The organism is Brevibacterium antiquum CNRZ 918 (assembly GCF_900169145.1).
Classification (GTDB): domain Bacteria; phylum Actinomycetota; class Actinomycetes; order Actinomycetales; family Brevibacteriaceae; genus Brevibacterium; species Brevibacterium koreense.
This window is the reverse complement of record NZ_FXZD01000002.1, coordinates 334,959-360,376: the sequence shown is the minus strand read 5'-3', so window position 1 is coordinate 360,376 and position 25,418 is coordinate 334,959. Positions and strand designations below refer to the sequence as shown.

The window sequence follows — 25,418 nt, the reverse complement described above, 5'->3', positions numbered from 1 at the left end:
GCGTCCACACGCGCGATGACCAGATAGTCGATGACCATCGCAGCAACACCAAAGACTTCGGAGTCCACGTAGTCGAGTCGGCCGCAACGTCTGCCGTCAGGGACAGAGACCGGACACGAACTCCAGCAGCCTCTCATCACTGTGCGGAGGGCCGACGATCTGCACCGACTCGGGCTTCGCCGCTCGGGTCGATGCATTTTCTGTTTCGGGGGTCTCTCGCGCCTCGGCCAGGTTGGCCACAGCTCCGACCGGCAGCGTCACCGCCGGCCACCCCAATACGTTGAACGGCATCGAGTAACGCATGAATCGTGCGGCAGAATCCGGGCCGATCTCATCCCAGCGGATCACGTCTGAGTCGATTGCCGGAGTGATGAGGAAGTCGACATCGTCGAAGATCGATGCCGCCGAGGCGCGGAGTTCTTCCAACGCCACCACCTGCTCGTGGTATTCGGCGTCTGTGATGGCCCGCCCCGACATGATCTTGGCCCACACTCCGGGCTGATAGAGCTCGCCCTGAGTATCCGCTAGCTGGCTGTGCAGCACAAAGGCCTCGTACCGGCGCACGACGTCGTAGATCTCGGTGCACCGGTGGAAGATCTCCGTCAGTTCGCGAGATCTCGCCGAGGCGACCGCACAGTCCGAGAGATGCTGCTTGGTCCACCTGCGCGCCCCGTTCGCAGAATCACCGGCTGAGTCCAGGAGGCTGAGATCGACCGTCGTCGTATTCGAACCTGACCGGGCCTTTGCCGTTGGCTGCACTTCCTCTGGCCCAGGTCCCTCTTCAGCGGAGCCTCGACCGGTAGCTGCGGAGCCTCGACCGTTGGTCGTGATCGCGGCAAACGCTGAGGCCAGCAACGAGAGGTCCCGAGCCAGCAGCCCGACCGTGTCAAAGGACGGCGACAGCGGGAACACCCCCTCGATAGGCACTGTGCCGAACGAGGGTTTGAACCCGATGATGCCCTGACACACTGCGGGCACGCGCACCGAGCCCGCGGTGTCCGTGCCCAGGGCCAGCGGCACCACCCCGGCAGCGACCAGCGCTGCTGACCCGGAGCTCGAGCCCCCGGTGCACAACGCCATGTCGATCGGATTGACGACCCTACCGAAGGCGCTCTCATCGCCGAGGATGCCGTATGAGTACTCCTGACAGTTCGTCTTCGCCACAGGCATGGCTCCGGCCTGCTCCAACAGGTACACGACCGGGGCAGTGGTGCTCGGATCCGGCCCGCTGCTGACCTTCGAACCCATCGTCGTCGGTATTCCCGCCACGTCGATGACGTCCTTGACCGCGAAGGGGATTCCTTCCAGGCTGCGTGCCGGTGTGCCCGCAGCAGCACGATCGGCGGACGTCAACACCAATGCGCGTGCCCGACGCTCCATCACCGAGGTGACCGCATTGAGGTCTCGCCCGGTGCCGGCAACGGCATCGAGTGTCTGTTCGAGGCTCGCGGCTGAGTTCACCCCGGCGCCAGACCTGTCCACGGCACCAGCTGCTCCACTGCGGCCGCGACGTCGAAGGCGCTGCGGTCGTCGAAGGGATGCGCGATGACCTGGAGTCCTGTCGGGATGCCGCAGTCAGCCATGCCGGAGGGTACGTTGACGATCGGCACCCGATTGCAGATGTTGAACGGCATCGTCATGTGCCCCTGCCAGTAGTGCTCGAGGTGCACTCCCCCAGTATCCGTCCCGCCGGCCGAACCCGGTCCAGCGCCGGAGCCAAGGCCATCGCGCCCCACCCCGTTGTCATCGATCGTGATCCCACCCAGATAGTTGCCGTCGGCTTCGAGCCCCGCCACCGCCGAGGTGGGTGCCAAGAGCACATCGAACCCGTCCATTGCCCTCGCGAGCTCCGCCTGGATCTGCGCCTCCATCCTCAGTCCCTCGTACTGGGTATGCCGGGCGGCGACCGCCTCGGCGTCTGTCATCAGTTGGAGTGTGTAGTCGGCCAGCGTGTCCTCGTGGCCGCGGGTCGCGGCCCGCATCGCCGGTGCCAGAATGTTCCCGAAATGGGTGAAGGCCGTCTCGAAGATCCGCTCAGTCGTCCACGGCAGTTCGATCTCCTCGACGATCGCACCGGCGGCTTCGAGCGCCGAGGCGACCGCCCGGGTGTTGCCGATGATGTCCTCCCCGACAGGGAAGTCCCCCAGCCGCAGACACAAGGCGATGCGCTTCCCCTTCACACCATCGACCGCTTCAGCCAAGGAGGCGTCGAAGCCGTCAAGGAATCCGGTGGAGTCGATCGTCGCGTGGTCGCTGGCGTCGGTGCCGACCATGACTCGGGCCAGCAGCGCAGTGTCCGCGACTGTGCGTGCCATCGGCCCGTCCCCGCGGTACCAGTCGGCGGCCAAGGGCTGAACACCAGGGATCCGACCATAGGGCGCCTTGTACCCCACGGTGCCGGTGAATGCCGCGGGCAGTCGCGTCGATCCGGCGATGTCCGAGGCCGTCGCCAAAGGTGCGAAGCCCGAGGCCAGGGCCGCGCCCGAGCCACCCGAGGATCCTCCCGGGGAGAGCTCGGTGTTCCACGGGTTGCGGGTCACACCCCACATCGGCGAGTGTGTGACCGTCGCGCAGCTGAACTCCGGGGACGTCGCCCGCGCGTGGATGTATCCTCCGGCGCCTCTGATGCGGCCGATGATTGCGGCATCGGCCGCGGCCACGGTGTCGCGTTCGTGGACGAGGCCCTGGGTGAGTGTGCGGCCGGCGATCGCGTGCTTCTCTTTGGCGATCACGGGCAGTCCGAGCAGCGGCCGTGAGGCGAGCGCCTCGGCGAGGTCACCGGTCGTGGCGTTTGCGTAGAAGCGCTCCGCTTCCCTCGCCGAGGTGACCGCCTCCTCGACGACTTCCGTGACCGCGTTGATGCGTTCGTCCTCGGTGGTGATGCGGCCGATGAGTGCGCTGAGGTACTCGACCGGGGAAAGTTCCTGCGACCGGAACTTCGCGAGCGCCTCGGTGGCGGTCAAGGCCCAGGTTTCATTCGACGCTGACCCAGCCAAGGTGCCAGTGCCCGCGGAATTGGATGTGGAACTCATGCGTTCACCTGAGATGACGCGGACGATGACGCGAACGACGACGTGGAGGACTGCGAGGTCGAGGCTCCTCGCGCCTCGGCGACGGATCTGCCGACCCACACTTCACCGTCGCGCTCGTCACCGAGCTCACCGCCCACGAGTTCGGTCGCCACCGAGGTGAGGACGCCCAAGCCGCGGACCATGTCCTCGTCGGTGGTGAATTCGCGCTCGCAATGGGAGACGCCGTCGACGCTGGGCACGAACATCATGACGGCCGGGACTCGATGGTTCATCGCCACAGAGTCGTGGCCGGCCATGGTTTCGAGGCGGCGGATGGACAGCCCCTCGTTGGCCACGGTCTTCTCAGCCAGTTCGACCCCGGCCTCTGGAAAGTAGCGCTTCTCGCGTATATCGAAGTCCTCGACGTTGATCGTGATGTCGTGGGCGCGGGCGATGTCGGCGATCTGCTTCCGCAGGAGGTCGCGGGCCGCAATCACGACAGCTGGGTCGGAGGAGCGCAGGTCGGCGACCATGTGCACGCGGCGAGGAACGACGATCGGCGAGTTCGGTTCGACGACGTGGTGACCGACGGAGGACACGAGCGCTTCGTCGTCGAATTCGGCTGTGATGTCGTGGACGGCGAGGACGACCTTGGATCCGGCAACCAGGGCGTCGTGGCGGTCGGCCATCGCCGTGGCTCCGGTGTGGGACTGTTCACCGAGGACATCGATGTCGAGCTTCTGCGTGTACCAGCTGGATTCGACGACGCCTAAATGGGTGGACTCGCGTTCGAGGATGCGGCCCTGTTCGATGTGGATCTCCGCGTAGGAGATCGCCTCAGGCGGGGTGTCTGCGCCGTTGTATCCGATGGCTGCGAGCGCCTCGGCGACGGAGGTTCCCTCCAGGTCGCACACGGCGAGCATCTCCTCGAGATCGAACAGGCCCGCGTAGACGGAACTGCCCATGATCGAGGGTGCGAAGCGGCCACCTTCCTCGTTGAACCAGTTGACCACTGCGAGGTTGAACCGGGGAGTCTGCCCGGATTCGGCGACGTTCTCCTTGACCCGCAAGGCCGCGAACAGCGCGGCGATGACACCGTAGGCGCCGTCGAAGCGACCGCCCAGCGGCTGGGAGTCCAGGTGTGAGCCGATGAGGACGTAGGGGGCGTCGGGAACGAATTCGAGGCAGGCGAACATGTTCCCGATGGCGTCGACGCGGACCTCGAAGCCATTGCCTTCGGCCCAGCTGCGCATCCAATCACGGGTCTGCTTGTCCTCAGACGTCAGTGTCTGCCGGTCGACGCCGTCATTGTTCGTCGCACCGATGGTGGCGACGTGGTGGAAGTCGGAGAGGAAGGTGTGGTCGCTCGAGGGGGCCGCGTTCGAGGGGGCGGCGGTCGGTGCGGTCATGGTGCGTCTCTTTCTGTGGCTACGGGCTGAGGCTGCGCGGGCTGGGGCTGGTGAGCTGAGGCTGGTGGGCTGAGGCTGGTGAGGCGTCGACTACTCGCTTTGCGGACGAGAAGCCTGTTTGCAGACAGGCTTCTCGTCCGCAGACCGAGGTAGCGATGTCCGCAAGACGAGCCTCATCCCAGACGCCCACGGGTCTCGGGCAGGCGGGTGACGAAGATGAGCACCAGGACGACGACGGCGGCCGCGGTCATGTAGAACCCAGGAGCTGTGTTCACACCGGTGACGTCGACGAGCCAGGTGCCGACGAACGGTGCGGTCCCGCCGAGGATCGCGTAAGAGATGTTGTAGCTGATCGCAGCCGAGGTGAAGCGGGTCTTCGTGGAGAAGCGCTCGCAGAAGAAGGTGTAGCAACCACCGCCGTAGCAGCACAGGGAGATGACGAAGATCGTCTGCCCGATGAAGGCCAGACCCATGTTGCCGCTGGTGACCAGCCCGAATGCCGGGATCGACGTGACCGCCAGGAGGATGGCGCCAGCGATGAGCATCGGTTTGCGGCCGACCCTGTCGCCCATGGCTCCGGCGATCGGCAGGAAGATCGTGTAGCTGGCCATCGCGATGGCGTTGGTCAGCAGCGACTGTTCACGCGTGAGGTCACCGGTGGTCTGGATGTAGGTGACGAAGTAGGCCGAGAGCATGTAGAAGCCGAGCGCGGTGAGGCCGAGGACGAAGAAGACCTGCAGCATCCCCACCCAGTTCTCCCGGAAGGACTCCCGGATCGGGCTGAATTCCTTAGGGCGTTCCGCGGCGGTCTTCTTGAACAGTTCGGACTCATCGGTCCGCGACCGGATCCAGAGTCCCACAGCTGAGAGAGGCAAGGCGAGAAGGAATGGGATCCGCCAGCCCCAGGAGTCGAACGAGGCATCGCTCATCACGGTCGAGAGCAGCAGGATGAGACCGCCGGCGAAGACCGAGGGCAGTGCGGTCGCAGCGAGGGTGATGTTGATCCACAGCCCGCGCTTGCCGACCGGAGCGTGCTCGTAGACGAAGGAGGGGCCGCCGACCGATTCGCCGCCAGCGGAGAATCCCTGACCCAGGCGGGCGAGGATGAGCAGGATGGGAGCGAACCAGCCGATCTGATCGAAGCCGGGAAGGATGCCGATGAGCGCGGTGCAGCAGCCGACGAGGAAGATCGTGATCGTCAGCGTCTTGCGTCGGCCGACCTTGTCGCCGAGGGCCCCGAAGAAGAGCCCGCCCAGGGGCCGCATGACGAAGGCGACGCCGAAGGTCGCAAAGATGACGAGCAGTCCGGTGACCTTGTCCCCAGCGGGGAAGAAACAGTCGGCGAGGATGACCGCCGAGAGCCCGTAGAGCGTGAAGTCGTAGAACTCGACGAATTGGCCGATGCTCCCGCCGACGAGCACCTTCTTCTGCATGCTCGTGGTCTTGCTCATGCCCTTGTCGGGCCGTTGTACCTGCGTCGCGGACATGAAGCTCCTTCGCTGTGTCGTCCAGTGTGGACACCATTGTTGCGGCCTACGTCACATCAGTCCAACAGATACTGTTTAGATCCAGCATTCATCAAATCTATGAGGCGGCTGGTCCGCATCCTCACACGTCGTCAGAGCGGAGGATCTCGCGAGTCAGTTCGCAGAACGCCCGCGCACGCCGGCTCAGTCGCAGCTCCTTGGGCCAGACCATTGACAGGTCGACGGTCGGGAAGTCGTCGAGCAGCGGCACGTCGACCGTCCTCAACCCGATGTACGTTCCCGAAGACACGCTCTGGCTCAGCAGCGAGTACCCGTGCCCCATCGCCACGAACGACCGAACAGTCTCATAGCCGGAGAAACGGTGCCGCAGCTTCGGCACAATGCCGGCGATGCGGAAGAGCTCGTCGTAGTACTGCCGGGAGAAGGGCAGGTCGAGCTGAATGTAGTTCTCCTCGGCGAGCTCGCGCAGGTGGATCGGCTGCGGCTTGCCTCCTCCCCCGCCGAGGCGATGGTCGAGTGAGACGAGAGCGTGCGGTTCGACGACGTCGATGAGAAACGAGTCGAACCGGTCCGGCAGCCCCAGCGTATAGGTCAGGGCGATGTCGCATTCGCCGACGGTCACGGCGCGCTGCAGTTCCTGCAGGTCCGCTTCGAGATAGTTGACCCGGACGCCCGGATACTGCTTTTCGAACTCGTCGTGGATGAGTGGGAGTCGAGTCGGTGCAATCGGGGAGAAGACGCCGACCGTCAGATTCCCGGTCAGCGAATGAGCCAAGCCGTGCGCGATCTCGCCCAACGCATCGGAGGATTCGAGGAACGGACTGACCTCTGCAAGGAAGCGCCTGCCTGCAGGTGAGAGCACAACAGAGCGGTTCTTCTGACGGATGAACAGATCGATGCCCAGAGTCCGCTCGAGCTGGGCCATCGCCGTCGAGATCGCCGACTGCGTGACGTTGAGGCGTTTGGACGCTTCGGTCATGCTCTCGCGGCGGGCAACCTCCTGGAAGTACGCCAGTTGGACGAGAGTGAAGTCGAGTGCCATAGGAATCATCATCTCACCGCAGGCGCCCAGTATTGTTTCGTCGCGGTTACTCGCTTTGCAGACGAGGGACCTGTCTGCAGACGGGCCCCTCGTCTGCAAACCGAGTCACGGCCGCCTGCAAACCGAGCCGCTGCCGTCTGCAAACCGAGTCACCGTTGCATAGGCGTCAACGGCTCCGCTCAGCTGCACAGCACCTGCACCTCCCAGCGGGTGCACCGGCGCCGAAATGTCTCATCGGGGCACCAAGCAAATAGACTGGGCCCGTGCTAGCCAATCCTGCGGTCGAGATCCTGCCCACGAGTTCTGTCGATGTTCTGGCGTCGATTCCCAGCCCAAGCGTCTCCAGCTTCCAACTGGGCCCCCTGACGATCCATTTCTATGCGCTGTGCATCCTCACCGGAATCGTCCTCGCCATCATCCTCACCAATCGCCATCTGACCAAGCGCGGAGTGCCTGAGTGGCAGGTGCTCGACATCGCCACCCTGGCAGTCCCGATGGCCATCATCGGCGCACGGATCTATCACGTCATCACGCATTACACCGATTACTTCGGTCCGGGACGCAATCCCTGGAACATCTTCGAACCCGGCTCGGTGTGGGCGATCTGGGAGGGCGGGATCGCCATCTTCGGGTCGCTGATCGGCGGCACCCTTGGTGCCCTGATCATGTGCCGCAGGCTCAACATCAAGCTCTCAGCACTCCTCGATGCCCTCGCCCCCGGACTGATCCTCGCCCAGGCCTGCGGACGGTTCGGCAATTGGTTCAACCAGGAGCTCTTCGGCTTGCCGACGACGCTGCCCTGGGGCTTGGAGATCGACCCGAGCAACGCGAATTTCCCAGCGGGCCTGCCGGCCGACACTCTCTTCCATCCCACGTTCCTCTACGAAGTGGTGTGGAACAGCTTGGGCTGTTTGGCCCTGCTGTGGCTGGGACGGCACCTGTTCTTCCAGTGGGGACGCCTCTTCGGCATGTACCTCATCTGGTACGGCGCGGGCCGTATCGTGTGGGAGTCCATCCGCCTCGACCCCAGCTTCGTGGTCCTCGGTCTGCGCACCAATGTGTGGGCGGCGATCGGGGCTGTGGCGCTGGGGCTTGCCATCATCATCGTCCAGAAAATGCGACACCCGGAACCGGAGGAGTCACCATTCATCCCCGGCCGGGAAGCCGTGCGCACCGACTGACCGGGTCTGCACGGCTGCCGAGCGAGACGGGTGTGCCTGTCCGCTGACTACCTGCTCAGACCTACCCGATCCAGTCGCGCAGCCTGCCCAGACCTTCGGTGATGTCGTCCTCACCGATGCCGGAATAGGCCAGACGAATGTAGTGCCGGTCCTCACCGCCCTGTCGACGCCCGAAGTGCTCACGGGTGCAGAAGGAGACTCCGGTGGTGTGGAGTGCCTCGGTGGAGAAGTCAGACAGTGAGGCGATGCCTTTGGACTCCATCGCCTCGGTGACGTCGGGGAAGACGTAGAAGGTTGATCCCGGAGTCGCCACGCTCATGCCGGGGATCGAGTTGATGATCGAGCACGTGGCGTCGCGGCGCTTGCGCAGCACCTCGAGCATCCGTCCGACGGAGTCCTGAGGTCCCTGCAGGGCGGCGATGCCTGCCCATTGGACGTAGTGGGTGGTGCAGGATTCGTCGTTGGTGTTCATGGTCGAAATCGCCTCGGCGATCTCTGGTGGTGCCACGGCACAGCCCAGCCTCGACCCGGTCATCGCGAACTTCTTCGAGAAGGTGTAGAGGATGACCGTGCGCTCGCGCATGCCGTCAAGTGCGGCGATGGACTTCGAACGGCCCTTGTAGCGCATCTCGAAATAGGCTTCATCGGAGAGTACCCAGAGATCGTACTCTTCCGCGATCGCCGCGATCGCCTCGCGTTCGGCATCGGTGGATTCGGCCGAGATCGGGTTCTGCAGGTCGTTGTAGATGATGGCCACAGTTGTGTCGTCGATGCAGGCTCGCATGTGGTCGAGGTCGATGGCGAAGCCGTCATCTGTGGGGACGTACCGGTACGGCAACGCAGTTCCGCCGAGGTATTCGATCTGGGATTCGTAGATGGGGAACCCTGGGTTGGGGTAGAGCACTCCATCGCCTGGATCCATGACGGCTTGGAGGAATTTCGTGATCACGGGCTTACCGCCGGTCGTGACGATGACCTCGCTGGGGTCGATCGTCAGGCCCCTCCGGGTTCCGATGTCTTCGGCCAGGGTCGCGCGCAGTTCAGGAATTCCGGGGCCCGGGCAATACCCGGTCTTGCCATCCCTGATCGCCTTGTCCATCGCCTCAACGATATGACCGGCCATGGGGAAATTCAGATCGCCGAGGTGGAAGGGATAAACCTGGTTGCCCTGGCCCTTCCAATCGGCGGCGGCCTGAGCGACCCGGAACGCGGTCTCCGTGCCCAGTTTTTCCAAGCGTCGAGCAGTCTTCATCGTCGGCTCCTTCATCGGGACGGATGGGGCACGGGGCCGACGGTATCTGACGGCCCGACGACCCGCATCGTTTCCCTCACGATAGAGCACGCCGAGTCATAATGTCAGCAGTGTGCGGAAACCTCGGCCCGCCACCAGAGCGATGTGCCCAGGCCGCAGAGCCCGATCCAACCCAGCCGATAGACCTCAGACGATGGAATTCACACTGCCGTCCAGATGTCATCACCGCGGCGGAGGGCGTCGAAGCCTCCGTCGACGAAGATTATCTGCCCGGTCATTCGCGAGTTCGCAGCAGAGACGAGGAAGGCGTGCACGGCACCGATGTCCTCGGCATCCGCGGGACCGTTGAATGGAGTGGGCATCGCCGAGGCGGCCTGCTTCCGTCCCTCCTCCGAGTCGAAGAGCTCCTTCGTCATCGCTGTGCGCACCTGTCCCGGACCGACTCCGTTGATGCCGATTCCGGCACCTGCGAACTCATCGGTCGGGGCCACGCGGCGGATCCACCGGGAGATGGCCCGTTTCGAACTCGAGTAGTTCGCATAGCCGGCTTCGGGACCCGCTTCGGCTAGCTCGGCACCCCTGGCCAGTGCCGCCTCGGCGTCTCCGGCGAGGAGGAGATCGACGAGCCTCTCATCGTTGCCCTGCAGTGTGGCCGCCGAGGTGGTCACGCTGATCCGCGGCGCGTCGGATGCCGTCAGCTGTGGGAGCAGGGCTTCGATGAGGGCGACCGTGCCCAGATAGTTGATCTTCGGTGAGAGTGGATTCGGCATCGAAACGCCGGCGTTGGCCACCAGACCGTCGATTCGTCCGCCGCTGATCTCGGCGATCGTCTGTGCGACCTGTGCGATCGATGCGGGGTCTCCGAGGTCACCGGTCACGTCGCCTTCTCTGAGGTCGACTCGAATGACGGTGTCTCCCTGCTGCTCCAGGACTTCTGCGGTGGCAGCGCCGATTCCCGATGCTGCTCCGGTGACGACGATTGTGCGTGCCATGATTCCTCCCCGAGGGTGCCCGCTCGGGGGCGAGCGCCCGATTGTGCACTGTTGCGTGCGAGCTCGGGCGGCCTTCCCGCCCACTCTCAGTCTAGGAGTCCTGTCGGAGCGCACGCTGACCATCGGAGGCCGGCGACGGTGCTACACGCCCGTCCTCCCCCGGGGCGATGAAGAGCTTCCGCAGCGGGGCGTCATCGGTGTACCACCGCGTCTTCATCCCCTCCTCGAGTCGCACCAGCGACCCGGGTGCGAGTTCGATGTCTGTTCGGCTCGGCTCGTCGAACTCGATGCGGCCGGTGCCGCTGATGACGAGAAATACCTCATCACCTTCGACATCGCGCATGGTTCCGGCGCTCATCTCCCACAACCCGTACTCCGCACCGGCGATGGTGCCGAGTTCTGCGAAGGCAGTGGTGGTCTCGCTAAGTGTCCGATCCGTCGGCGAATCCTCCTGCGCCGAGGCGGCCGGTTCCAGTCGCTGCCAGTTCTCGACGGGCTCGTGGTCGAGAGGGAATTCGTGGGTGTCAATCGGCTCCGTTGCGCTCATAGGATCAGTGTAGCCAGCGCCGATACCATCGCGCGGCAGTGAAACTGGAATCAGAACCCCACCTCGCGGATTTCACATTGCAATACGCCCCACCGCAACCATTTACTTCACCTCGGCCGTGAGATAGAACTGATTTCGTACGCGCTCATCATCCGTATCCACCGACGAGCGGGGCGTACCCACGATCAGGAGATGTCCAATGTCCTACCTCAACGGTGAGGCCTCACACTGGCTGGCCCAGTCGCCCGCTGAATCCACAACCCCTTCTCCGCTGCCCACCGAGAAGCAGGATCTCGTCATCGTCGGCGGCGGTATGACCGGGCTGTGGTCGGCCTATTGTGCGCGACGCTCCCACCCCGACTGGCAGATCACAATCATTGAAGCCAAGCACATCGGTTACGGGGCCTCGGGCCGCAACGGCGGCTGGCTCTCGACACTGTTGCCGGGCAACAGGACCAAGTACGTCGAGGCGGTCGATCGCGCCCGCACCGATGATCCCACCGGCCCCGTCGGGTCAGCCGGGCTCGACGGCGTGGCATCGGTGAGCTCGTTCCAATCGGCGCTCTTCGACTCGATCGACGAGGTCCTCGAGATCCTCGACCGTGGGGAGATCGACGCCCATCAGGTCCGCGGTGGTCACATCGACATCGCGCAGTCCGAGGCCGGAATGTCGAGGCTGCGCGAGCTCTTCGCGGGCAATGAGACGTTCGGGTACGGCCCGGAGGACATGCAGTTCCTCGACGCCGAGGAGACTCGGGCCCGCATCAACGTCGACAACGCTCAGGGCAGTCTGTTCTTTCCCGGCACCGCCCGCATCGACCCGGCACTCCTGGTGGAGGGGCTCGCCAAGGTGCTCCGGGCTCAGGGTGTGAGAATCTGCGAAGACACCTCGGCGGGCCACATCAGCAAGGGCGTCGTGGCGACGAACCGTGGTCCGGTCAACGGGGACACGATCTTCGTCTGCCTCGAAGGCTATTCGGACACGGTCACCGGCGACCTGCCCGGGCTGGAGGGACGCCAGGTCATCCCGGTGTTCTCCTCGATGATCGCGACCGATCCGCTACCGGCTGAAGCGTGGGAGAACATCGGCTGGGACGGTCGAGAGTGCCTGGGCGACACGGCGCACACCTTCATCTACGCCCAACGCACCGCCGACGATCGGATCGCGCTGGGCGGACGCGGTGCACCCTACGAGTTCGGCTCGCGTCTGCCCGGCGACGGCCAGGTACCGGCCGAGGTGGTCGAACTGCTGCGTACGCGACTGTCCTCGCTCTTCCCCGACCTCGAGTTCGAGGTCGCCCATGCGTGGCGGGGCGCGCTCGGGGTCACCCGGGACTGGTGCGCTGGCGTCTTCTTCGATGCCGAGCAGCACATCGGTGTCGCGCGCGGCTATGCCGGGCACGGGGTCACTGCCACACACCTGGCGGCGAAGACTCTGCTCGATCGCGCCTCGGGTGCCTCGACACCGCTGACAGCACTGCCCTGGAATGACCACTTCTCCGGTCAGTGGGAGCCTGAGCCGATCCGCTGGCTGGGCATCCGCTCGATGTACCGGATCTTCAACATCGCCGACGACTGGGAACGTATCACCGGGGCGAAGAGGACGAGCCTGCTCGCCCAATTCGGATCTCGTTTGGCCGGTCTCCACGAATAGGCACCCGCCACCGCACCACACGCGCTGCGCACCACCCGCCACCGGCGCGATGAAGAAATTTACAGACATACGAGAGGAAAACGATGACCCGCCAGTACCGCCGCATCTCCCCCGTGGCTGAGAACTATCCGGCCTCAGACATCCGCAAGATATTCAATCTTGTGCTCGACTTCCCTGATGCGGTGAAGCTGACCGTCGGCGAACCAGACTTCAACACACCGGAACACATCAAGACCGCAGGCATCCGAGCCATCGAGAACAACAACACCCGCTATGTCGCCAATGCCGGCATGCCCGAACTGCGCAGCGCAATCGCCCGCAAACACTCAGGCCGCTGGGATCGCGGAATCGCCCCGGAGAACGTCATGGTCACCTTCGGCGCCATGGAGGCCCTGACCTTCGCCCTCGAGGTCACCGTCGCAGCTGGCGAAGAAGTGATCATCCCCGATCCGAGTTTCCCGAACTATCGGGGCCAGATCCACCGCCTCGGCGGGGTCGCCGTCCCGGTTCCGGTCCGCGAGGACAACGACTTCAAGCTCCGCGCCGATGACATCCGAGCCGCCATCAGTGACAACACAGCAGCCGTGCTCATCAACAGCCCCTCGAATCCTCTGGGCTCTGTCATGGATCGGGCCGAGCTCGAGCAGATCGCCGACCTCGCCGATGAGCACGGCTTCACCGTCATCTCCGACGAGGTCTATGACGAGATGGTCTTCGACGATGCCGTGTTCACCTCCATCGCCGAGGTGCGCCCGGACTTCGACCGGTTCCTCGCCATCGGCAGCTTCTCGAAGACCTACGCGATGACGGGCTGGCGCTGTGGTTTCGTCATCGGGTCCGAGGACCTCATCGCACCGATGTCTCTGCTCCAGGAGGGCCTGACCTCGAGCCTGCCGGGATTCGTCCAGGAGGCCGCGGTCGCCGCGATCGAGGGGCCCCAGACCGACGTCGAGATGATGGTGAAGTCGTATGCGCAGCGGCGCGAGATCCTCATCGATCGCGTCAACGCCATCGACGGACTCAGCGTCATCCGCCCCGAAGCGACCTTCTATGCCTTCGTCAACGTCAAGGAGTGGGGCTTAAGCTCCTGGGAGCTCGCGATCGCGCTGCTCGAGAACCAGAACCTCGCCACAATTCCCGGCTCGGCGTTCGGGCCCGCAGGAGAAGGCTACCTGCGACTGACCTTCGCTGCCGGCACCGAGACCATCGAGACCGCCTGCGACCGCCTGGAGGCATTTGCCAAGTCGCGGTAGCGTCCGGCCTCGTCACGTCTGCACCCGCATACGCTCTCGTACGCAGCCGCGCTTTTGCAGGTTCAGATAGCCATGAGATGCCGGTATCAGCCGAGCGCGGCCAGCGCCGCGTTCCAGCTTCCGTAGAATTTCCGGACGGCCGCTGCAGAGGGCACCTCGCCCTTGTGCTCGGAAGCGTATTCGCCGTAGGCCTTGTACGTGGCGCCAACCCCGTGGGATTCGCAGTCTGCGATGAATGCGGCGATCGCCTTGTCATACGCCGCGGCATCGAATCGGAGCTGGCCGCGTGCACGGCCAACCGAACTCGTGGCCAATCCCGCGGCCTTAAGCGCCTCGTTCCAAGAGCCGAAGCGCTGCACAGCGGTCTGGCTGGTCGGCGGCCACACGCTGGCACCCTTGATTGAGGCGATGCCCAGCTCAGTGAGCAATGCCATGCGCTGCTTCTCATACTTCGCGGCAGTCAAAGACACGTCTGCGGAGGTGGTCCGCAGGCTCGATAGGGATGCGGCCACCTCGGCGAGAGTCTTCTTCACACCTCGCTCGTCCTGCGTCTGCTTGCGGAGGGCGACCTCAACCTCGGCGAGGATCTCCTGATCGGAAGGACCAAGCACGGGTGCGGCCGAACCACCGGGTGTGAGCTCAGCGTCTCTGGCGGCAAGATGGAGCAGCGCCCCGATGAGTGCGGGCGATGCGGTGTGGGATTTCTCGGTACCGGAGTCAGTCATCGGCTTCATCTTACGTGGGATGCTTTGCAGCTCTGTGTCTCCAGGCGATAACGAGGCGGCGAAGCAGCCAGTCTTCGGGTGCAGTAAAAAAACTTTTGCGAATGACCCATCCACTGCGGCAATCCTTACGAATCCTCTGTGTACGGCCCCAAACGGGACTGTCTACACAAAGATAAATGCGAAGGGAAGACACCATGCGCACAGCGAAGAAGCTCATGCTCACTCCAGTCCTCGCCTTGACCGCCTTCGGTCTTGCAGCAGGCCCGGCAGCCGCGGCAACAGCCGGCAACACCGACTCCGGAGAAAACTGGACGTACCAGGCCGATCTCAACGAGGTTAATGACAGCGGAGCCTCCGGCGACATCATGATCACCCTCAAGGGCAACAAAGCGATGGTCACGGAACACGTCGAAGGACTGGCCGAGACATTCCAGGACGGGAAGTACCCCCACGTCCAGCACATCCACGTCAAAGCAGGCGGCAATGGCACATGCCCCACCGCCTCGGCTGACGAGGACGGCGATGGAATCGTCAACACCCCCGAAGGTGGTGCCGCCTACGGCGAGGTCGCCACGACTCTGACGGACTCCGGTGACACCAGCGCCGCTGCCGCTGTCGATGTCGAGCACGCCGGCATCAAGGGTGGCTCAGCCACCTACGAGCGCACCATCGACCTCGATGACAAGACCGCTGATGCCATCAAGAATGGCGGAGCATCCGTCGTCGTCCACGGTCTCAACCCCGAGGACCTGCCCAAGGACGTTCAGGACGCCAAGAGCCCCCTCGATGACAGCCTGCCACAGGCCGCCACCGCCCCGGCTCTGTGCGGAACGCTCGCGGACAGCCAGATGGGACAGCCACCAAAGGGCGGACCTGACACCGGCGGCGGCAGCACAGCCGGCACCGATGACACAGTGATGCTGGCCGCCGGCGGCGGAGCACTCGTCGCAGCCGGAGCCGCGTTCGCGATCTCGCGGAAGAAGAAGGCGAACAGCGCTCACTGAGACCCAGCCGAGCTCACTGAGACCCAGCCGATCTAACTGATCGGCAATAGAAAGGATGACACCAGTCATGACTGACAAGCAGGCAAGGACTCGCCGCGGCATCAACGTATGGGCCGTGACGGGCCTTGCCCTGCTCGTCGTCGCGGCACTACTCATCACCGTCGGCCTCGTGCGCGGACAATCACCACCACAGCCGGATGCAGCCTCCAGCAGCGACTCTGTCGCAGCGCAAACCAGTGGTGGCGCCGACGGCACAGAATCACCGACCCCCGCAGCACCTGAGGCACCCACAAACACTGAAGCCGACCCCACGCCAGAGGCAAAGCCCGACAACGCGATGGATGCCTCCACCCCGACGAAACTGACGATTCCAGCCATCGATGTCGACACCAGCATCATGGAGCTCGGCCTGACAGACGAAGACGTGCTCGAAGTCCCCCCGTTGGGCAAGGACGCGCCCGCAGGCTGGTACAAACGTTCGCCCACACCCGGTGAAGTCGGCCCCTCACTCATCGTCGGGCACGTGGACTCCGCAAAAGAAGGCCCAGCGGTGTTCTTCGACCTCGGCGCCCTGAAACCCAAAGACACTCTCACCGTGACTCGCGACGACGGTTCGAAGGCCACATTCAGCATCGATGATGTCACCGACTACGGCAAAGACTCCTTCCCCGACTACAAGGTCTATGGCAATACGAAGGAACCGGAGATCCGACTCATCACCTGCGGCGGTGAGTTCAACGAGCAGACCGGTCACTATGAAGACAACATCGTCGTCACCGGCCACCTCGTCGACGACAACTGAGAGCCGCCATCTCGGGCACTGTGTCACCAGTGCCCACGACATTGAAGGCAAGGACACCATGCCAACACAACGCGCTGGGAGCCGGCGACTCGTCGGCGTCTATGCTGCCGACGGCGGTCTCTTCGGAGAGCTGGGCTATATCCTCGGCAAGATCCGTGGCACCAGATCCTGCAGCCTCTGCGACATCTCTCACGGTAGGTCGCTGAAGGCCAGACCGGCATGGACCCGTGGCCTCAACGAACTCAGCGTCCCCCTGACCGTTGTCCACCTCAATGAGATGGACGCCGACACCGCTCGCACAGCCGCCGGTCGCTCACCCGTCGTCGTACTGCTCGAGGACCGGCGGGCGAGGATCTTGCTCGACGAGACGGACCTGGCAGGCTGCCGAGGAGATCCTGAGACCTTCTTCTCACTGCTGCGAGGCCGGCTCGCAGCGGATGGCGAGAGCTCGAACTGACAGCGAAGCGGACCATCGAGGGAATCGCTCATCGTGCCGCCGCGGAGGTTTTCCGCAATGACGAAGCCGGCACCCCTCACCTCCGCCGAGTGGAGTGAGGGCTGCGAAGTCATCGCAGGTCATCAAGCGCTGACTCGGCGCGCTCGCGCCTCTCAACGACCGTCATCTCCCACCAGTAGTCACCGCGCTCCCCCAGTCCGTGCTTGGCGCTGTTCACGCGTCCCCGGGCATTCTTGAGGTCGTCGTCCGAGCCTGACTTCTTCGCGGCGCGCAGACCGTTTCGAGCTGCGCCGAGGTGGTGTTTGAGTTCTTCGACCACGTCCGGACTCAGCTCTGGATCGGTTCTGCGCCAACGACGGCCCTTGATGAGCAACCACTTGTCATCGTCGGTGTAAGGCGCCCCCATCACGCGACGAAGATGCAGAACGGGTGCCCGGCAGGGTCTGTGAATACGTAGAGCGGTTCGTCGGGGTCCTCGGTGTGGTCAACCAGCACCTGAGCACCAAGCTCCTCGGCTCGTTCGCGTTGGCATTCGAGCTCGGCTCTAGCCGTCACGATGAGATCGAGATGCATCTGCATGGGGACCGTGGCACTGGGCCAGGTAGTGGGTTCGAGGTGCTCAACCTGTTGAAACGCCAGCTTCCGGATGCCGCTCGAGTCGGTGAGCACCAACCAGTCGGAATCATCGGCCTCCCCGTTGTATTCTGGTTCGTCACCGGGGCGGTAGACGTAGCCGAGTAGTTTCCGATAGAACTCGGCGAGCGCCCGCGGCGCGGTCGTATCGATGACAGTCTGCAGCAGCTTTGGATAGTCAGCCATCATTGCCCCTAACCCCTTCACCCGAGCGTCATGGGCGTGAGGACGGCGACCTTCCAGCCGCCTTTGGTGCGGACGAGTTGGTACATGTTCCGTTCATCCGGAGCACCTCCGTGATATCGCCAGGTGACATCAGCCCAAATGCTGTGCCCGGTCGAGGCAACCACCTCGACGGCGGCATCAATGTCCGTCACCCCCTCGTACTGGCCAAACGCTCCGGCGAAGAAGACCTTTGTCTGACTCGTATCGGTGACCGCTATCCGCTGCCCGGGGAACTCGATCTGTGCCGGGACTGCATAGTGGTCGGCGATCGCTGCGGCGTCACGGTCGATCAAGGCTCGGGTATAGGTGCCGAAGAACTCTGTGTGAACGTCGTTGTTCTCATCCATACCCTCGAGGATAGCGCGCAGCCCTGACACGGTCGGTTCGCCGGTGGTGAGAGGATGGCACAGTGCCCGACAATGACCATGCCTCGTCCCATCACACCACCACCAGCTGGCGTGATGCCTTCGCCTCCCTCGCCGAGGCGGCTCCCAAGGAGTACACGCCCGTGGCCTTGGGATTCGAGCTCGTCGAGGTTGTGGCTCGCACCTGGTTCGAACCGAAGCATTCGACCCTGCTTGCCAAGAACGAGGTCACTCCGGGAGCCAACCCGAGCTTGGCCATCCGCCCACTCCTCCTCAGCGAGTCCGGCAACTGGGTGAAGAAGTCGCTGACCTGGCGCAATATCGACCGAATGGCCAGGCAGTTCGACGTCGATCCACGCCACCAGGAATGGTTCTCCCAGCTCGCGGGCCTACGAACCCGAGACAAGACGGACTTCACACCCGACGGTGCGCCCTACAGCCTCGGCGACTTTCGCACTCCCCTGCTGTGGGAGATGTTCGATCAGGGGACGGCGCTCGGCATCGAGCTCGTCGGGGTCAATCAGGGCATGAACATCCACATCGGGCGGCATGCCAAGGCCGTCGTCGACGTCAACCGCGTCCAAGGGCAGCTGCGGGTGCAACCGCGGGCCACCATCGATGAGCGCGAGTTCGCCCCCGGCCTCATCAAGCCGATCTGGACGCACGGGTTCTTCGGCGTCGACCTGCGCTCGGGCTTCACCGTGACCCTGGCACCGACCACCGCATCAACGAGGGAGTCAGCACTCTCTGTCTTCAACGCACCCGGGCCGATCACCATCCCCAATGACGAGGCCGAGGAGTTCTTCGAGGAGTACTACCCGCAGCTGCGCAACAGCACCGAGGTGGTCAGCACCGATGAGTCGGTGAAGTTTCCCCAGTTCAGCCAGCCGCGACTGGTGCTGTTCCTCAAGTTCGGAGTTTCAGACCAGGTGAGCCTGGAGTGGTATTGGGAGTATTCGGGGCCGCGACGGACGTTGCCGGTGGCGCTGGCAGCGACGAGCAGTGGCCACGCTGCACGTGAGAACCGCGATCTCGAGCATGAAGCAGGCGTCACCCGCGACGTCGAAGCCCACCTGGCCGATGCCTCATTTCCCAGCGGCATCCGCGATATGGAGCTCACCGACGCCGACACCGCGGACTTCGTCGTCAACGTCCTGCCCGGACTCGAGGACATCGAGCACGTCAAGGTCATCACCCGCGGGAAGAAGCAGCCGTATCGGGAGCTCGGCGGCGAACCTAACGTCAAGATCACCTCGGTGGAGTCGGAGAAGAACGACTGGTTCGACCTCGGCTTCCAGATCACCGTCGATGGCCACCCGGTGCCCTTCGTCAAACTCTTCAAGGCCCTGGCGGCGGGCACGAAGAAGATCAAACTCTCCGACGACACCTTCCTGTCGCTGAACAAACCGGTCTTCGACAAGATCAAGGCCCTACTGGCCGAGGCGGATCTCGTCCCCGAATGGGAACCCGAGTCACCGAAGATCAGCCGCTTGCAGGTGGGTCTGTGGTCCGAATTCGAGGACCTAGCCGATGAGTCCGAGCCCGCCCAGTCCTGGAGGGAGTCGGCCCTGGCGCTGGCCGATCTCGATCATCTGCCCGCTGTTGAGGTGCCGCCGCTGGGCGGTGTGACCATGCGGCCCTACCAGGTGCAGGGCTTCCGGTGGTTGGCGCTGCTGCATCGGTGCCGCCTCGGTGGGATCCTCGCCGATGACATGGGGCTGGGCAAGACCCTGCAGACCCTGGCACTCATCGCCCATGCGAAGGCCGAGCACGCGAAGACTGCGCACGCGAACTCCGGGGATGTGGAACCGCACCCGCCGTTCCTCGTCGTCGCCCCCACCTCGGTGGTGGGCAACTGGGCGAAGGAAGCCGCGAAGTTCACCCCCGACCTCGACGTTCGCGTGGTTGCCGAGTCGACGAAGAAGAGGAAGAAGCACCTCGCCGAGGTAGTCGACGGTGCCGATGTCATCGTCATGTCCTATGCCATGCTCCGCCTCGACGAAGACCCGATCTCAGACCTGACCTGGTCGGGATTCGTCCTCGATGAGGCGCAGTTCGTCAAGAACAGCTCGTCCCAGGTCCACCAGGCCGCGACGTCGGTCAACGCCCCCTTCCGGCTGGCGTTGACTGGCACGCCACTGGAGAATTCGCTGCGGGACCTGTGGTCGCTGTTTTCGATCACCGCGCCGGGCCTCTTCCCCAGCGCACACCGCTTCGAAGAAGAGTATGTGCGGCCCATCGAAGGTGGTGAGAATCCGGGGCGGATGACGCGACTGCAGCGCCGGATCAGGCCGTTCATGCTGCGCCGATCGAAGGATCTTGTGGCCGCCGATCTGCCTCAGAAGCAGGAGCAGGTGATTAATGTCGAGCTCAACTCCGAGCACAGGAAGCTCTATGACCGGGTGCTGCAGAAGGAGAGGAAGAAGATCCTCGGCTTCATCGACAGCGAGTACGACAAGCAGCGGTTCATCGTCTTCCGGTCGCTGACCCTGCTGCGGATGCTCGCCCTGGACCCGCGCATCGTCGACGTCGAGCATGAGGGCGTAGCCTCGAGCAAGCTCGCGGCTCTCATGGAGCGTCTCGAGGATGTCGTCGCCGAGGGGCACCGGTCGATCGTGTTCAGCCAGTTCACCTCGTTCCTCGACAAGGTCGCCGAGGACCTCGATCGCCGAGGTGTCCCCTACGTCGTCCTCGATGGCTCGACGCGCAAACGGGAGACGATCATCGATGAGTTCCGCACCGGGGCGGCTCCGGTGTTCCTCATCAGCCTCAAGGCCGGCGGGTTCGGCCTCAACCTCACCGAGGCGGACTATGTCTTCCTCATGGACCCGTGGTGGAATCCGGCCACAGAGAATCAGGCCATCGACCGGGCCCACCGGATCGGGCAGACGAAGAGCGTCATGGTCTACCGCTACGTCGCCGAGGGCACGATCGAGGAGAAGGTCCTGGCCCTGCAGAAGAGGAAGGCCGAGCTCTTCGACTCGCTCATGAGCGACGGCGGAGCGTTCGGAGGACGTGGACCCAGCGGTCAGGCCTTCAGCCAGACGGTGACCGCCGATGACATCAGGGGGCTGTTGGAGGGATAGATGCGTGCGCGAGGCTGGTCCGACACTACAGCGGTCTTGCCGGAGTGCGATGACCGTTTATCCTGTGGGGGACGATGAATGAGCACCCGAACGCAACGAGCCGAGAGCAGCGCTGGCAAGAGCGACTGGCGATGCCGGTCCTCATCGCTGCGCTCGTGTCGATTCCAGCGGTGTTCCTCAGCTTCCTCTCCGGACCGTGGGCCGATGCCGGAAGGGTCATCAATTTCCTCTCCGGACTGGTCCTCGTCGGCGAGACCCTCATCCTCCTCGTCATCGCCCCTGACAAGATCGCCTGGTTCAAACGGCATCTGTGGCTGGTGGTGCTCACCATCCTCATCGTCCTCGGCGTCGTCTTCGCCCTCGGTCCGGTGCAGCTGTTTCGACTGATCAGACTCATCGGTGCACTGCGAATTCTGCGCACGGGACGGATCATCAAGGCCGGACGGCTGCTGTCTGGGCACATTGATGGAGCCTGGAACCGATTCGCCGCACTGGGGGTCTCGATCCTGGTCGCAATCTTCGTCGCCGCCACACTCGCAGATCCGAGTTCGACGGTGCGCGGGCTGCTCCGCAATGTCCTGCCCTTCCAGTTCGGGCCCATCGCAATCGTCATCTCCGGGCTGGTGCTGGCCGGGGCCACATTCATCGTCCTCTTCGATAGGAGCAGCCGGGATGAGGAAACCGACGACGACACCAGCGACGAAGGCGATGGAGAAAGCAGCGGCAGAAGCTGCGCCGGCAAAAGCGAAGAGACCGACTCCGGCTCGGGCTGAACACGGCTGCATCGGCGGCGGGGGTGGGAGTCTCCTAGGCCAGGGTCAGGAAGAGCTTCTCCAGCTCGTCGACCTGCGCGCCGTCCTCAGTTTCGCCGTCAAGGCATTCGCGCAGCGCGGTCGAGATCACAAGGAATCCCGCGCGGTCGAGCGCCTTCGTCACAGCTGACAGCTGGTGGATGACATCGCGGCAGTGGGACCCGTCTTCGACGGCGCTGATGACGGCTCCGAGCTGTCCCTGCGCACGACGCAATCGGTTGAGAATCTTCTTCTGCGCCGCCGGATCGGCGAGAACGACCTCGGACCCCAGCTCCGCTTCGGTCGCGCCGGCATCGGGTACAGCCATGTCGGCCTCGCTCTTCGCAGCGATGGTTCCCGCATGTTCTGTGGACAGCGTCTGGTCGGTCATGAGCGTTCCCCCATCGTGGTCTTTCGGTATTCGGATTGACAATCACTATACCCCCATAGGTATATTGAAGTTATACCTACCGGGGTATCCGAACGGGCGTCCCGGGCACTCTCCGACGACAGCGATGAAAGAGGCCACCGCGTGCAGAGCAGTGACATGCAAAGTCTGCGAGAAGACAACCTGGGCCGGTTGCGGCAACCACATCCAATCAGTCAAGCAGACCGTGCCCGCCGGACAGTGGTGCAACGGCAAACACACCGACACCGAGGTCGCGGCGGCCCGCGCGAACAAGAGCGGCGGCTTCTTCGCTCGCCTCTTCGGCTGCTGAGACGCGGTGGCGAACGCATCTGAGACAAGCCGCCGTCTCGGACGAATACATTGTGTCGCATTGGGTGGCGTGGACCCTCGAGCTGTTCGGCAACATCGATCCTGCCTCAGCAGAGTGACGCGTCGCCGCTCCGGGTATAGCCTGGCCACCAGGATCAGGTCAGTCGACCGGGTCTCGAACAGCCGGAGTAAAAGCAACGAAAGGCGAAGACCATGACAGAGACGAAAGTCAGCGCTTCCAGAACGATCGATGCTGCACCGGAGGACATCTTCGCAGTACTCTCCAACCCCGAGCGACACTCAGAGATCGACGGTTCGGGCATGGTGGTCTCCGACGACAAGACCGATCGCATCACCGCCGTCGGTCAGGTGTTCACGATGAACATGCATTGGGACAAGATGGGCGGCGACTACAAGACCGATAACCACGTCGTCGGCTACGAGGAGAACAAACTCCTGGCCTGGACCACCGCGCCGAGCGGTCAGGAGCCCGCGGGATGGGAGTGGGTCTGGGAGCTCACTCCTCTGGGCCGCCACTCGACCGAGGCCTCCATCACCTATGACTGGAGTTCAGTCACGGACAAGGACGTGCTGGCACAGATCAGCTTCCCCGTCGTCGATCAGGACGGACTCGAATCCTCGTTGGCCAACCTGGCCGCCTCGGTGTCTCAGGACTGAGCGCACACTCACCTCTCGAGGCGTGAGGTTCGATCCGAGCCTCATGCCTCGAGTGAGCTCGCCAAGGCCGGCCTGTGGTCCCGACGACAGCAGTCGCAGATACTTGACCACCGATTATTTGTCCCACTGGGGCGTCAGTGGCCGCGCGAACTCCATTGCCTCCACCGCCGGAGCGGCCTCCAGGTCACCCGTCGAAATAATAGTCTGAATGCGCTTCGCACCGCGGGTTGAACGGCGCCGCGCACTCGGGACAAGCAGGTGCGCGTCTATACGCCTCGATCGTCAGCTCCGTCCAACAGCTTCCGCAGAGGACGGCCCTTTGATCCCATTTCTCACGGGGCCACTGCCGCGCGAGGTGGTCGACGGACTGGCTGTGACAAAGATGGCACGGATAGTACCGGTTACAGCATGCGAAGCGAATGGCGATGATATCCAGCTCGGTCGAATAGTGTTCGCACCGAGTGTGTTCATCGACCGTCTTGCCGTAAACGCGGGGCGCTTGCGCCACTACACACCCTCCTTCCGCTGCATTGGTCATTGTGCGGCTCCAGCCTAGTCGGTGCCCGTTTTCGCCCGAAGGCTTCTCCCTTCCGGCCGTGGATCGAATGTCCCTCAAACGTCAGTGGGCCCTCGAGGAGCAAGGGTTCGCGATTGCACGCTGAGCGATCAAAGGTGAATGCGGAAGAACGCTGGAAACGCAGCACGGTCAGCGGTCCAAGCATCCGTTCGACGACCTCGGGCAAGCGCACGCGCACAGTCGCAGCATCCCAGAACTGCTGCACCCGGTAGATACGCGTCAGCAAAACTCTCGAATATTTACTTTAGATACACTAAAGTAAATATTCAGAGATCATCTGTGAGTTTAGCCGACGCCCGGAAGGACACCCATGCCGGACAGCATCGAGCGCTACTGGGCTTCACCCAACCCTGCGGGTCTGAGCAGAAAGGATCGTGCGTCAGGCACCTACCGGGCGTACATTCCCGACGAGCTGCCTGCAGAACTTCCCGAGCTCGGTCGCGAAGCCCAACGGGCGGCAGAGGCTGCAGTCGCCGTGCTCGCACGCCTCGATGAGCGCATCGGCGAATTGGGAGCTCGCTACCTCAACCACCTGCTCATTCGGTCGGAGAGCATTTCATCATCGTGGATCGAGGGGAACCGGCTCAGCCTGAAGAAGCTCGCCATCGCCGAACGGCTTCAGCATGGCAGTCGAGTGGCACTCGACGTCATCGCCAACGTCCGCGCAACCGAAGCAGCGATCGCTGAGCTCGCAGATCCGAATCGCGCAATCACGATCTCCGATATCGAAGAGCTGCAGCACTCCATCGAGCCGCGCCTGAATTTCGGTCTGCGACAGGAGCAGAACTGGGTCGGCGGTCCGGGCAACAGTCCGCTGCGTGCAGAGTTCATTCCGCCTCCCGAGACAGAAGTCCCGCGACTGACTGCTGATCTCGCAGAATTTCTCACGAACACTTCTGGCAATGCGGTCGTGCGTGCTGCTCTGGCGCATGCTCAGTTCGAGACCATCCACCCGTTCGCTGACGGCAACGGCAGAACCGGTCGAGCACTCATCCACACGGTCCTGAAGAGATCAGACGCGATCCGCAATGTGCTGGTGCCTATCAGCACAGTATTCGCCTCTGACACCGACGCCTACATCGGCGGACTGACCTCGTTTCGGCGCGATCCTGCCGACCTGGATGGTTGGGTTCTCTCGTTCGCTGCCGCAGTCGAACATGCCGCGGACAATGCGATCCTGCTCTCCGAGGACATCATCGCCCTGGATCACACCGTCGTCGACGACCTCGTTCGCCATCGTCAAGAGCAGGGAAAGTCTCCAGCACGTCCACGCGCCAATTCGACGATATTGAAGATCCTGGACGGTCTAGCTCGCGAACCCGTGCTCACGATCGACTCAGTTGCCACAGAACATGGGGTTTCTCGGGCCGCCGCATACCGGGCTCTGGTCGAGCTCACCGGGGCAGGAATACTCAGACGCACGACGAATCACAAGGGCAAGATCGTCTGCTTCACCGCGGATCGCCACCTGGCATATGTCGAGCTGACCGAGTCGAACAACAGACGACGGTGAGCTGCGCACACGCAAC

General features: G+C 63.6%; 25 protein-coding genes. 11 read left to right on the top strand and 14 right to left on the bottom strand.

Translation table 11 applies throughout. The annotated features are described in order from the left end of the window. Positions 1-96: 96 nt before the first annotated feature. The 5 genes from BANT918_RS04310 to BANT918_RS04290 form a co-directional block, all read right to left on the bottom strand. The gene (locus tag BANT918_RS04310) at positions 97-1,482 is read right to left on the bottom strand and encodes an amidase (RefSeq protein WP_101619094.1); all 1,386 of its coding nucleotides are present in this window, start codon (positions 1,480-1,482) and stop codon (positions 97-99) included. Next, the gene (locus BANT918_RS04305; protein ID WP_101619093.1) at positions 1,458-3,032 is read right to left on the bottom strand and encodes an amidase; all 1,575 of its coding nucleotides are present in this window, start codon (positions 3,030-3,032) and stop codon (positions 1,458-1,460) included. The genes BANT918_RS04310 and BANT918_RS04305 overlap by 25 nt, the downstream gene beginning before the upstream one ends. Continuing rightward, complete coding sequence (locus BANT918_RS04300) at positions 3,029-4,420, bottom strand: M20 family metallo-hydrolase (protein ID WP_101619092.1); 1,392 nt, start codon at positions 4,418-4,420, stop codon at positions 3,029-3,031. Before BANT918_RS04300 ends, BANT918_RS04305 begins: the two co-directional genes overlap by 4 nt. A 173-nt stretch (positions 4,421-4,593) precedes the next feature. Continuing rightward, complete coding sequence (locus BANT918_RS04295; protein ID WP_233430345.1) at positions 4,594-5,907, bottom strand: MFS transporter; 1,314 nt, start codon at positions 5,905-5,907, stop codon at positions 4,594-4,596. 121 nt (positions 5,908-6,028) lie between these two features. Then, complete coding sequence (locus BANT918_RS04290; protein WP_167389376.1) at positions 6,029-6,949, bottom strand: LysR family transcriptional regulator; 921 nt, start codon at positions 6,947-6,949, stop codon at positions 6,029-6,031. 263 nt (positions 6,950-7,212) lie between these two features. Between BANT918_RS04290 and lgt the strand changes: the two genes are divergently transcribed. Then, on the top strand, positions 7,213-8,130 hold the full coding sequence (gene lgt, locus BANT918_RS04285) for a prolipoprotein diacylglyceryl transferase (RefSeq protein ID WP_324761552.1): 918 nt from the start codon (positions 7,213-7,215) through the stop codon (positions 8,128-8,130). Between the two features lie 61 nt (positions 8,131-8,191). Here lgt and BANT918_RS04280 read toward each other — a convergent pair whose 3' ends face one another. The 3 genes from BANT918_RS04280 to BANT918_RS04270 all read right to left on the bottom strand — a co-directional run bounded on the left by BANT918_RS04280 (position 8,192) and on the right by BANT918_RS04270 (position 10,921). Then, positions 8,192-9,382 (bottom strand): pyridoxal phosphate-dependent aminotransferase, encoded by a 1,191-nt coding sequence (locus BANT918_RS04280; RefSeq protein ID WP_101619090.1) that lies wholly within the window; start codon positions 9,380-9,382, stop codon positions 8,192-8,194. 200 nt (positions 9,383-9,582) lie between these two features. Continuing rightward, a complete protein-coding gene (locus BANT918_RS04275) occupies positions 9,583-10,374 on the bottom strand; it encodes an SDR family oxidoreductase (RefSeq protein WP_101619089.1) in 792 nt (263 codons plus the stop codon). 91 nt (positions 10,375-10,465) lie between these two features. Continuing rightward, positions 10,466-10,921 carry a cupin domain-containing protein gene (locus tag BANT918_RS04270; protein ID WP_101619088.1) on the bottom strand — a complete coding sequence of 152 codons (456 nt, stop codon included), beginning with the start codon at positions 10,919-10,921 and terminating at the stop codon, positions 10,466-10,468. Positions 10,922-11,120: 199 nt separating this feature from the next. Here BANT918_RS04270 and BANT918_RS04265 point away from each other — a divergent pair, with 199 nt between their 5' ends. Together BANT918_RS04265 and BANT918_RS04260 are read left to right on the top strand one after the other, a co-directional pair. Beyond that, complete coding sequence (locus BANT918_RS04265) at positions 11,121-12,575, top strand: NAD(P)/FAD-dependent oxidoreductase (RefSeq protein WP_101619087.1); 1,455 nt, start codon at positions 11,121-11,123, stop codon at positions 12,573-12,575. 83 nt (positions 12,576-12,658) lie between these two features. After that, positions 12,659-13,828: a pyridoxal phosphate-dependent aminotransferase gene (locus BANT918_RS04260; RefSeq protein WP_101619086.1), complete on the top strand. Its 1,170-nt coding sequence runs from the start codon at positions 12,659-12,661 to the stop codon at positions 13,826-13,828. An 86-nt stretch (positions 13,829-13,914) separates the two neighbouring features. Here the strand turns inward: BANT918_RS04260 and BANT918_RS04255 are convergent, their stop codons facing one another. After that, on the bottom strand, positions 13,915-14,553 hold the full coding sequence (locus BANT918_RS04255; RefSeq protein WP_233430344.1) for a homing endonuclease associated repeat-containing protein: 639 nt from the start codon (positions 14,551-14,553) through the stop codon (positions 13,915-13,917). A gap of 176 nt (positions 14,554-14,729) precedes the next feature. Between BANT918_RS04255 and BANT918_RS04250 the strand changes: the two genes are divergently transcribed. From BANT918_RS04250 to BANT918_RS04240, 3 genes are all read left to right on the top strand, one after another. Then, complete coding sequence (locus BANT918_RS04250) at positions 14,730-15,557, top strand: hypothetical protein (protein ID WP_233430343.1); 828 nt, start codon at positions 14,730-14,732, stop codon at positions 15,555-15,557. A 67-nt stretch (positions 15,558-15,624) separates the two neighbouring features. Then, positions 15,625-16,359 carry a class F sortase gene (locus tag BANT918_RS17665; RefSeq protein ID WP_167389375.1) on the top strand — a complete coding sequence of 245 codons (735 nt, stop codon included), beginning with the start codon at positions 15,625-15,627 and terminating at the stop codon, positions 16,357-16,359. A 58-nt stretch (positions 16,360-16,417) separates the two neighbouring features. Continuing rightward, positions 16,418-16,816, top strand: coding sequence for a hypothetical protein (locus BANT918_RS04240; RefSeq protein WP_101619083.1), 399 nt, complete (start codon positions 16,418-16,420; stop codon positions 16,814-16,816). A gap of 109 nt (positions 16,817-16,925) precedes the next feature. Here BANT918_RS04240 and BANT918_RS04235 read toward each other — a convergent pair whose 3' ends face one another. Genes BANT918_RS04235 through BANT918_RS04225 form a run of 3 tightly spaced genes read right to left on the bottom strand, consistent with a single transcriptional unit; the run spans position 16,926 to position 18,021 of the window. Next, positions 16,926-17,222 (bottom strand): biopolymer transporter Tol, encoded by a 297-nt coding sequence (locus BANT918_RS04235; RefSeq protein WP_101619082.1) that lies wholly within the window; start codon positions 17,220-17,222, stop codon positions 16,926-16,928. Further along, the gene (locus BANT918_RS04230) at positions 17,222-17,635 is read right to left on the bottom strand and encodes a VOC family protein (RefSeq protein ID WP_101619238.1); all 414 of its coding nucleotides are present in this window, start codon (positions 17,633-17,635) and stop codon (positions 17,222-17,224) included. The genes BANT918_RS04235 and BANT918_RS04230 overlap by 1 nt, the downstream gene beginning before the upstream one ends. Positions 17,636-17,652: 17 nt before the next feature. Then, positions 17,653-18,021: a hypothetical protein gene (locus BANT918_RS04225; protein ID WP_101619081.1), complete on the bottom strand. Its 369-nt coding sequence runs from the start codon at positions 18,019-18,021 to the stop codon at positions 17,653-17,655. 62 nt (positions 18,022-18,083) lie between these two features. On the opposite strand from BANT918_RS04225, the gene BANT918_RS04220 reads away from it, so the two are divergent. Next, the gene (locus BANT918_RS04220; protein WP_101619080.1) at positions 18,084-21,125 is read left to right on the top strand and encodes a DEAD/DEAH box helicase; all 3,042 of its coding nucleotides are present in this window, start codon (positions 18,084-18,086) and stop codon (positions 21,123-21,125) included. 74 nt (positions 21,126-21,199) lie between these two features. Further along, positions 21,200-21,898 (top strand): hypothetical protein, encoded by a 699-nt coding sequence (locus tag BANT918_RS04215; RefSeq protein ID WP_101619079.1) that lies wholly within the window; start codon positions 21,200-21,202, stop codon positions 21,896-21,898. A 34-nt stretch (positions 21,899-21,932) separates the two neighbouring features. Here the strand turns inward: BANT918_RS04215 and BANT918_RS04210 are convergent, their stop codons facing one another. Next, on the bottom strand, positions 21,933-22,244 hold the full coding sequence (locus tag BANT918_RS04210; RefSeq protein ID WP_101619237.1) for a metal-sensitive transcriptional regulator: 312 nt from the start codon (positions 22,242-22,244) through the stop codon (positions 21,933-21,935). Between the two features lie 214 nt (positions 22,245-22,458). On the opposite strand from BANT918_RS04210, the gene BANT918_RS04205 reads away from it, so the two are divergent. Continuing rightward, on the top strand, positions 22,459-22,635 hold the full coding sequence (locus BANT918_RS04205) for a hypothetical protein (protein WP_418904409.1): 177 nt from the start codon (positions 22,459-22,461) through the stop codon (positions 22,633-22,635). A 212-nt stretch (positions 22,636-22,847) separates the two neighbouring features. Further along, positions 22,848-23,312, top strand: coding sequence for an SRPBCC family protein (locus BANT918_RS04200; RefSeq protein WP_101619077.1), 465 nt, complete (start codon positions 22,848-22,850; stop codon positions 23,310-23,312). A gap of 184 nt (positions 23,313-23,496) precedes the next feature. Here BANT918_RS04200 and BANT918_RS04195 read toward each other — a convergent pair whose 3' ends face one another. Further along, entirely contained in the window at positions 23,497-23,850 is a 354-nt protein-coding gene (locus BANT918_RS04195) for a CHY zinc finger protein (RefSeq protein ID WP_101619076.1), read from the bottom strand. 349 nt (positions 23,851-24,199) lie between these two features. Here BANT918_RS04195 and BANT918_RS04190 point away from each other — a divergent pair, with 349 nt between their 5' ends. Then, positions 24,200-25,402 carry a Fic family protein gene (locus tag BANT918_RS04190; protein WP_101619075.1) on the top strand — a complete coding sequence of 401 codons (1,203 nt, stop codon included), beginning with the start codon at positions 24,200-24,202 and terminating at the stop codon, positions 25,400-25,402. The last annotated feature ends 16 nt before the right edge of the window (positions 25,403-25,418 follow it).

Coding starts and splice junctions, on each gene's coding strand:
- BANT918_RS04240 (WP_101619083.1), top strand. CDS start 16,418: ATGCCAACACAACGCGCTGGGAGCCGGCGACTCGTCGGCGTCTATGCT.
- BANT918_RS04235 (WP_101619082.1), bottom strand. CDS start 17,222: ATGGGGGCGCCTTACACCGACGATGACAAGTGGTTGCTCATCAAGGGC.
- BANT918_RS04200 (WP_101619077.1), top strand. CDS start 22,848: ATGACAGAGACGAAAGTCAGCGCTTCCAGAACGATCGATGCTGCACCG.
- BANT918_RS04275 (WP_101619089.1), bottom strand. CDS start 10,374: ATGGCACGCACAATCGTCGTCACCGGAGCAGCATCGGGAATCGGCGCT.
- BANT918_RS04210 (WP_101619237.1), bottom strand. CDS start 22,244: ATGGCTGTACCCGATGCCGGCGCGACCGAAGCGGAGCTGGGGTCCGAG.
- BANT918_RS04305 (WP_101619093.1), bottom strand. CDS start 3,032: ATGAGTTCCACATCCAATTCCGCGGGCACTGGCACCTTGGCTGGGTCA.
- BANT918_RS04195 (WP_101619076.1), bottom strand. CDS start 23,850: ATGACCAATGCAGCGGAAGGAGGGTGTGTAGTGGCGCAAGCGCCCCGC.
- BANT918_RS04255 (WP_233430344.1), bottom strand. CDS start 14,553: ATGACTGACTCCGGTACCGAGAAATCCCACACCGCATCGCCCGCACTC.
- BANT918_RS04295 (WP_233430345.1), bottom strand. CDS start 5,907: ATGTCCGCGACGCAGGTACAACGGCCCGACAAGGGCATGAGCAAGACC.
- BANT918_RS04190 (WP_101619075.1), top strand. CDS start 24,200: ATGCCGGACAGCATCGAGCGCTACTGGGCTTCACCCAACCCTGCGGGT.
- BANT918_RS04260 (WP_101619086.1), top strand. CDS start 12,659: ATGACCCGCCAGTACCGCCGCATCTCCCCCGTGGCTGAGAACTATCCG.
- BANT918_RS04225 (WP_101619081.1), bottom strand. CDS start 18,021: ATGGATGAGAACAACGACGTTCACACAGAGTTCTTCGGCACCTATACC.
- BANT918_RS17665 (WP_167389375.1), top strand. CDS start 15,625: ATGACTGACAAGCAGGCAAGGACTCGCCGCGGCATCAACGTATGGGCC.
- BANT918_RS04215 (WP_101619079.1), top strand. CDS start 21,200: ATGAATGAGCACCCGAACGCAACGAGCCGAGAGCAGCGCTGGCAAGAG.
- BANT918_RS04250 (WP_233430343.1), top strand. CDS start 14,730: ATGCGAAGGGAAGACACCATGCGCACAGCGAAGAAGCTCATGCTCACT.
- BANT918_RS04230 (WP_101619238.1), bottom strand. CDS start 17,635: ATGGCTGACTATCCAAAGCTGCTGCAGACTGTCATCGATACGACCGCG.
- BANT918_RS04290 (WP_167389376.1), bottom strand. CDS start 6,949: ATGGCACTCGACTTCACTCTCGTCCAACTGGCGTACTTCCAGGAGGTT.
- BANT918_RS04270 (WP_101619088.1), bottom strand. CDS start 10,921: ATGAGCGCAACGGAGCCGATTGACACCCACGAATTCCCTCTCGACCAC.
- BANT918_RS04280 (WP_101619090.1), bottom strand. CDS start 9,382: ATGAAGACTGCTCGACGCTTGGAAAAACTGGGCACGGAGACCGCGTTC.
- BANT918_RS04300 (WP_101619092.1), bottom strand. CDS start 4,420: ATGACCGCACCGACCGCCGCCCCCTCGAACGCGGCCCCCTCGAGCGAC.
- BANT918_RS04265 (WP_101619087.1), top strand. CDS start 11,121: ATGTCCTACCTCAACGGTGAGGCCTCACACTGGCTGGCCCAGTCGCCC.